The sequence below is a fragment of the Thermus igniterrae ATCC 700962 genome, from assembly GCF_000376265.1.
Classification (GTDB): domain Bacteria; phylum Deinococcota; class Deinococci; order Deinococcales; family Thermaceae; genus Thermus; species Thermus igniterrae.
The window spans coordinates 1-5815 of the sequence record NZ_AQWU01000017.1; the positions used below are offsets into that span (position 1 = coordinate 1).

Annotated in this window: 4 protein-coding genes and 1 pseudogene; 1 reads left to right on the forward strand and 4 read right to left on the reverse strand. The window is 70.7% G+C overall.

Annotated elements, in window-relative coordinates:
* Positions 1-210, reverse strand: a pseudogene (locus B128_RS12025) (hypothetical protein); the annotation flags it as partial.
* 95 nt (positions 211-305) lie between these two features.
* Here B128_RS12025 and B128_RS0100295 point away from each other — a divergent pair.
* Complete coding sequence (locus B128_RS0100295) at positions 306-1508, forward strand: thiolase family protein (RefSeq protein WP_018110312.1); 1203 nt, start codon at positions 306-308, stop codon at positions 1506-1508.
* 27 nt (positions 1509-1535) lie between these two features.
* Here the strand turns inward: B128_RS0100295 and B128_RS0100300 are convergent, their stop codons facing one another.
* The 3 genes from B128_RS0100300 to B128_RS0100310 are packed head-to-tail and all read right to left on the reverse strand — an operon-like array spanning position 1536 to position 5501.
* Positions 1536-3068, reverse strand: a complete 1533-nt coding sequence (locus tag B128_RS0100300) for a 5-oxoprolinase subunit B/C family protein (protein ID WP_018110313.1) — start codon at positions 3066-3068, stop codon at positions 1536-1538.
* A 4-nt stretch (positions 3069-3072) separates the two neighbouring features.
* Positions 3073-5103, reverse strand: a complete 2031-nt coding sequence (locus B128_RS0100305; RefSeq protein ID WP_018110314.1) for an MDR family MFS transporter — start codon at positions 5101-5103, stop codon at positions 3073-3075.
* Positions 5100-5501, reverse strand: coding sequence for a MarR family winged helix-turn-helix transcriptional regulator (locus B128_RS0100310; RefSeq protein WP_018110315.1), 402 nt, complete (start codon positions 5499-5501; stop codon positions 5100-5102). The genes B128_RS0100305 and B128_RS0100310 overlap by 4 nt, the downstream gene beginning before the upstream one ends.
* Positions 5502-5815: the final 314 nt, after the last annotated feature.

Genomic DNA, 5815 nt, shown 5'->3' on the forward strand with positions numbered 1-5815 from the left:
CGTCTCGCGGTAGGTGAGGTGGAAGAAGGCGCGGAAGAGAAGGAGGGCCAGGTAAAGGGCGTGGCTGTAGCGCCAGGGGCGGCCCCGCTTGCCTTTGGGGGTGGGAGGGGCCACCTCCCGGGCCAGGCGCAGGCAGTGTTCCAAGACCTCCTTGGGGCTTGCCTCCCTGCGAAGGAAGCCTCGCTTGCCCATCAGGAGAGAGATATACACCCGTCCTCCTGACCTTTGCAAGGCAAGCCCAAGGCGCCTTGACCTCCCTCCCCCTAGCCGCTAAGCTACTACCGACCGTTCGGTTAGGAGGCCCCATGCCCGAAGCCTGGATCATCCAAGCGGTGCGCACCCCCATCGGCAAGCACGGGGGGGCCCTGGCCCCCGTGCGCCCGGACGACCTTCTGGCCCACGCCCTCTCCGCCCTCATGGAGCGGGCCGGCGTCCCCAAGGAGGAGGTGGAGGACGTCTACGCCGGCTGCGCCAACCAGGCGGGGGAGGACAACCGCAACGTGGCCCGCATGGCCCTTCTCCTGGCGGGTTTCCCCGTGGAGGTGGCCGGCTGCACGGTGAACCGCCTCTGCGGCTCGGGCCTGGAGGCCGTGGCCCAGGCCGCCCGGGCTATCTGGGCCGGGGAGGGCCAGGTCTACGTGGGGGCCGGGGTGGAGTCCATGTCCCGTGCCCCCTTCGTGGTGCCCAAGGCCGAGCGCCCCTTCCCCACCGGCAACCTGGTCATGTACGACACCACCCTGGGCTGGCGCCTGGTCAACCCCCGCATGCAGGCCCTCTACGGCACGGAGAGCATGGGGGAGACCGCGGAGAACCTGGCGGAGATGTACGGGATCCCTCGGGAGGAGCAGGACCGCTTCGCCCTCCTCTCCCACCAGAAGGCGGTGAGGGCTTGGGACGAGGGCCGCTTCCCGGAGGAGGTGGTGCCCGTGCCCGTGCGCCGGGGCAAGGAGGAGGTCCTGGTGGCCGTGGACGAGGGGCCCCGGCGGGACACCAGCCTGGAGGCCCTGGCCCAGCTCAGGCCCGTCTTCCGCCAGGGGGGCACGGTGACCGCCGGCAACTCCAGCCCCCTGAACGACGGGGCCGCCGCCCTCCTCCTGGTCTCCGACGCCTACGCCAGGGCCCACGGCCTCAGGCCCCTGGCCCGGGTGCGCAGCGTCGCCGTGGCCGGGGTGCCCCCCAGGATCATGGGCATCGGCCCCGTGCCCGCCACCCGGAAGGCCCTGGAGCGGGCCGGCCTCACCCTGGGGGACATGGGCCTCATTGAGCTCAACGAGGCCTTCGCCGCCCAGAGCCTGGCTGTTCTGCGGGAGTGGGGCCTCTCCCCCGAGGACCCCCGGCTCAACCCCAACGGGGGGGCCATCGCCCTGGGCCACCCCCTGGGGGCCTCGGGGGCCCGCATCCTCACCACCCTGGTGTACGAGATGCGCCGCCGGGGCGTCCCCCTGGGCCTCGCCACCATGTGCATCGGCGTGGGCCAGGGCATCGCCATGGTGGTGGAGGCGGTCTAGGCCCTGGGTTTTCGGTTCCTTTTCGGGTCAGGGCTCCCAGGGAATCCTGGGGATTATCTTGTGCTTATATTCACGATTAGACAAGTTGGTGAACAAAATCTCTGCACCAGGCCAGACCTGCCCCAAAAGCCCCAAGTCCCCCGGCCAGACCACCGCTGGCTTGCCGTACCCTCCCAGGCTCCCCTTGTCGGCCAGGAGCACCAGGGGGCGGCCCGAGGGGGGGACCTGGATGCCCCCCAGGGGCGTGGCCTCGGAAAGCCCCTCTCCCCCGGGGACCTCAGGGCCCGAAAGCTCCACCCCCATCCGGTCCGCTCGCACCACCCGGAAGGGCCCGGAAAGCAGGGCTTCCCAGGCCTCCTCCGTGAACTGGGGCCCGGGCAGAAGCCGCACCCGGAAGGCCTCAGGAAGGGGCCTCTGGGGAAAGGCTAGTCCTGGCCGCACCAGGCGTTCTTCCGCCAACCCCAGGACATCCCCCGCCCCTAAGGGCCGCCCCACCCGCCCCCGCAGGTCCGGGGAGGCCGAACCAAAGAAGCGCCGGACCTCCAGGCCCCCCGCCAGGGCCAGGTAGGCCCGCACCCCCTTCCCCTTGGGGCGGAAGCGAAGGGTTTTGCCCTTGGGCCAGAGGAAGCTTTGCCCTGGGGAGATCTCCTCCCCTTCCAGAAGGCCCACCAGACCGTACCCTGTAAGGGCCGCCACCAGGGGCCTCAGGGCGGTGAGGGTGGGCCCCTTGTAGGCCACCTCCAGCAGGGGGGCATCGGGGGGGTTGCCCACCAGGCGGTTGGCCAGGGCCGCCGAGCGGGGGTCTAGGGGGCCCGAGCGGGCCAGGCCCAGGTGCCCCGCCCCGAACCGCCCCCCGTCCACCACCAGGTCCAGAAGCCCGGGCTCCTCCACCCGCAGGGCGGGAAGCCGGGGGGCCTCCGGGAGGAGCTCCAGGGGGAGGGGCTCAGGAGGCGTGGGCCCCTCGGCCTCCCTGAGGCGCACCCGGTCCCCCGGAAGGAGGTAGAAGGGCTCGGACCGGTGGGGGTCGTAGACGGCCACCAGGGCCGTGCCCAGGAGGTGCCACCCCCCGGGGGAGGGCAGGGGGTAGACCCCGGTTTGGGCGCCGGCCATGGCCACGGCGTGGGCCGGCACCCTGGGCCGGGGGTGGGGGCGGCGGGGCAGGCGTAGGGCCGCGTCCACCGGGGCCATGAAGGGGAAACCGGGGGTGAAGCCCAGGGCAAAGACCCGGTACAGGGGGGCCTGGTGGCGGCGCTTCACCTCCTCTAGGCTCAGGCCCGTGCGCCGGGCCACCTCCTCCAGGTCCTCCCCGTCGTAGCGCACGGGGAGCTCCCGGAGCCTCCCCTCCTCCTGGCCCTCCCAGGCCAGCCCTCGCAGGCGGCGCAGGAGCTGGGAACGGGAGAGGCGCTTGGGGTCGTACTCCAGGTAGAGGGTGGCGTAGGCGGGCACGGCCTCCCAAAGGCCGGGGAGGGAGGCCTCCCGCAGGGCGCGGGCCAGGGCCTGGGCCCGGCGGTTGGCCTCCTCGGAAAGCCCCTCGCCCAGCACCAGGTAAAGCCCTTCCATCCCCTCACTCTAGCGAAGCCCGCGGGGCCAGGCCCCCCTTGAGCTCCCGGTCAGGGAGGAAGCTGAAGGCCAGGATGGCCAGGAGGGTGAAGGAGGCGCCGAAGAGGAAGATGCGCCGCAAGGCCTCCACGATGCCCTCCATCAGGGCCCCCTTCACCTTGGCCCGCACCGCCTGGAGCTGGGCTAGGGCCTGGCGGGGAGCTTCCTCCAGGGCCTTGGCCCGGGCGGCCTCGAGGCCGGCAAAGACCCGGGCCTCCTCCTGAACCAGCCGCGCCTCCAGCTCCGCAAGGAGCGCAGGCCGGGCGGAAGGAGGGGGCGGAGCCTGCAGTAAAGGGGCAAGCCCCGGGCCCAGGGGGGAGGCAAGGAGAGTCTTCCTGGCCGTCTCATCCCCCGACCAGGCCCGCTCCAGCAGGGCCAGGGTGCCCTTGACGAACCCCCCGGGCAGGAGGAGGGCCTTGGCCTCCTGGGGAAGGAGGGGTTCGGCCAGAAGGGCCTTCCGGGCCGCCTCGTCCCCCGCCAGGGCCTGCCGCAGACGGGCCTCCACCTGGGCAAACTGGGCGGGGATGCCCCCAGGCTTCAGGGCCTCCTTGAAGGGGGCGGGCAGGAAGGGGTCCTGGACCAGGGCCTCGTAGGCCGCCTGGTCCCCCCGGAGGGCCCGGGGGAGGAGGACCTCGAGGCGGGCAAACTCCCGGTCCAGGTCCAGGGCCATCCCCTCCCCACTCCGGGCCATGGCCGGGGTGGCCCCCCCGGGGAAGGCCGCCTGCAGGTGGTGGCTCAGGCTTTGGGCCAGGACGGTGCCCAGGAGGGCCACCCCCATGGTGGCCCCAATCTGCCGGGTGAACTGCACCATGCTGGTGCCGCTTCCCATGCGCTCCTTGGGCAGGTCGCTCTGGGCCACCACGTTGAGCACGCTCTGCGCCGGGCCAAGCCCCAGGCCCAGGAGGAAGAAGAGGAGGATGACCAGGTAAAGGGGCGTGCCCACCGCCAGCACAAAGTGGAGCACCAGGAAAAGGGCCAGAAGGAAGAGGGCGCTTCCCAGGAGGAGGGGCTTGTAGCGCCCCAGGCGGGCCAAAAGCTGCCCCCCACCCACGCTGCCCACCACCACCCCCAGGGTCAGGGGAAGCACGGTGAGGCCGCTTTGGCTGGCGGAAACCCCCTTCACCACCTGCAGGTAAAGGGGCAAGAAGGCCACCGCCCCCAGGAAAGCGGGGCCGTAGAAGAAGGCGCCCAGGGCGGAAAGCGAAAAAGTAGGGATGCGGAAAACCGAGAGGTCAAAGAGGGGATGGGTAGCCCGAAGCTGGGAGAACACCCAGACCCCCAGGCCCACCCCGGCCCCCAAAAGGAGGCCCAGGACCACCGGGCTCCCCCAGGGGTAGGTGCTCCCGCCCCAGGAGAAGGCCAGCATCAGGGGCACGGTCCAGAGGACGAGGAGAAAAGCCCCCAGAAAGTCAAAGGGCTCCCGGTGAGCGGGCTTCAGCCTGGGCATATAGCGCAGGATGAACCAGAGGGCCACCGCCCCCACGGGCATGTTGATGTAGAACACCCAGCGCCAGGAGAGGTGGTCCGTAAGGAGCCCCCCAAGCCAGGGCCCCACCGCGGAGGAGAGGCCGAAGATGGCCCCAAAGGCCCCCGCCAGCCGCCCCCGCTCCCGAGGGGGAAAGAGGACGGCGATGGTGGTGAGGGCCAGGGCGAAGAGGGCCCCGCCCCCCACCCCCTGGAGGCCGCGGAAGAGGATGAGCTCGGCCATGTTCTGGGAGAGGCCGGAAAGGGCCGAACCCAGGAGGAAGAGGCCCACCGCCCAAAGCAGGATGGTCTTGCGGGAGAAGAGCTCGGTGAGGCGGCCGAAGATGGGAGCGGACACCGTGGAGGTGAGGAGGTAACTGGTGGTGACCCAGGCGTAGTACTCGGCCCCCCTGAGCTCTCCCACGATGCGGGGCAGGGCGGTGGAGACGATGGTCTGGTCCAGCGCGGCCAAGAACATGCCGAGAAAGATGCCCAGCATGGTGTAGCGGACTTCTTGCGGGGTGGGGTTCATGTTTCCTCCAAGCGTGCCAAAAGGGACAGAAGGTCCTGGACCTCCTCTGGGCTTAAGCGGGCCAGGCGCCGGCGCACGGCGGCCTCCATGAGGGCCTCCGCCTGCCTGCGGGCCGCCTCCCCCCTCGCCGTAAGGCGGAAGGCAAAGCGGCGGAGGTCCTTGGCGTCCAGGGAGCGCTCCACAAAACCCCCCTCCTCCAGGCGGCGGAGCATGTGGCTCACCGTGGGCAGGGGCAGGCCCATGCGCCGGGCGGCCTCCGAGGGGTAGGGGTGGGCTTCCAGGACGCGGAGGAGCCAGGCCTCGAGGCCAGTAAGCCCCAGGGCCTCCAGGGCAGGCTCGGTCTCCTCCCGTAGGCTCCGCTGGAGCCTCCAGATCCGGCCCAGAACCTCCCAAACCACCCTTGAAGAATATTTCATTTCAAACTATTTGAACCCCCCTTTCGGATATTCAATGCATACCCCCTTGACAAGCCAAAGGAAAAGGGGGCGCTTGGTGAGCTGTGGAAGAACACCAGACGCCCCCTTCCATCCTNCCCCTGTCCCTGGAGGAACTGGTCCCCCTGCTCCAGGCATGGCTCCAAGCCCGCTTGCCAGAAGGGGAGAGAAAACCCGGCAGGCCCAGGACCTTCTCCGACCTCAGCCTCTTTCTCTTCCACCTGGTCCGCGCCCTCCTGGGCTTCTCCAGCGAACGCATGCGCCGGGAACTGGCCCGC

Excerpts from the sequence above, each read along its gene's own strand:
- B128_RS0100295 (WP_018110312.1), top strand. The coding sequence starts at position 306 with ATGCCCGAAGCCTGGATCATCCAAGCGGTGCGCACCCCCATCGGCAAG.
- B128_RS0100300 (WP_018110313.1), bottom strand. The coding sequence starts at position 3,068 with ATGGAAGGGCTTTACCTGGTGCTGGGCGAGGGGCTTTCCGAGGAGGCC.
- B128_RS0100305 (WP_018110314.1), bottom strand. The coding sequence starts at position 5,103 with ATGAACCCCACCCCGCAAGAAGTCCGCTACACCATGCTGGGCATCTTT.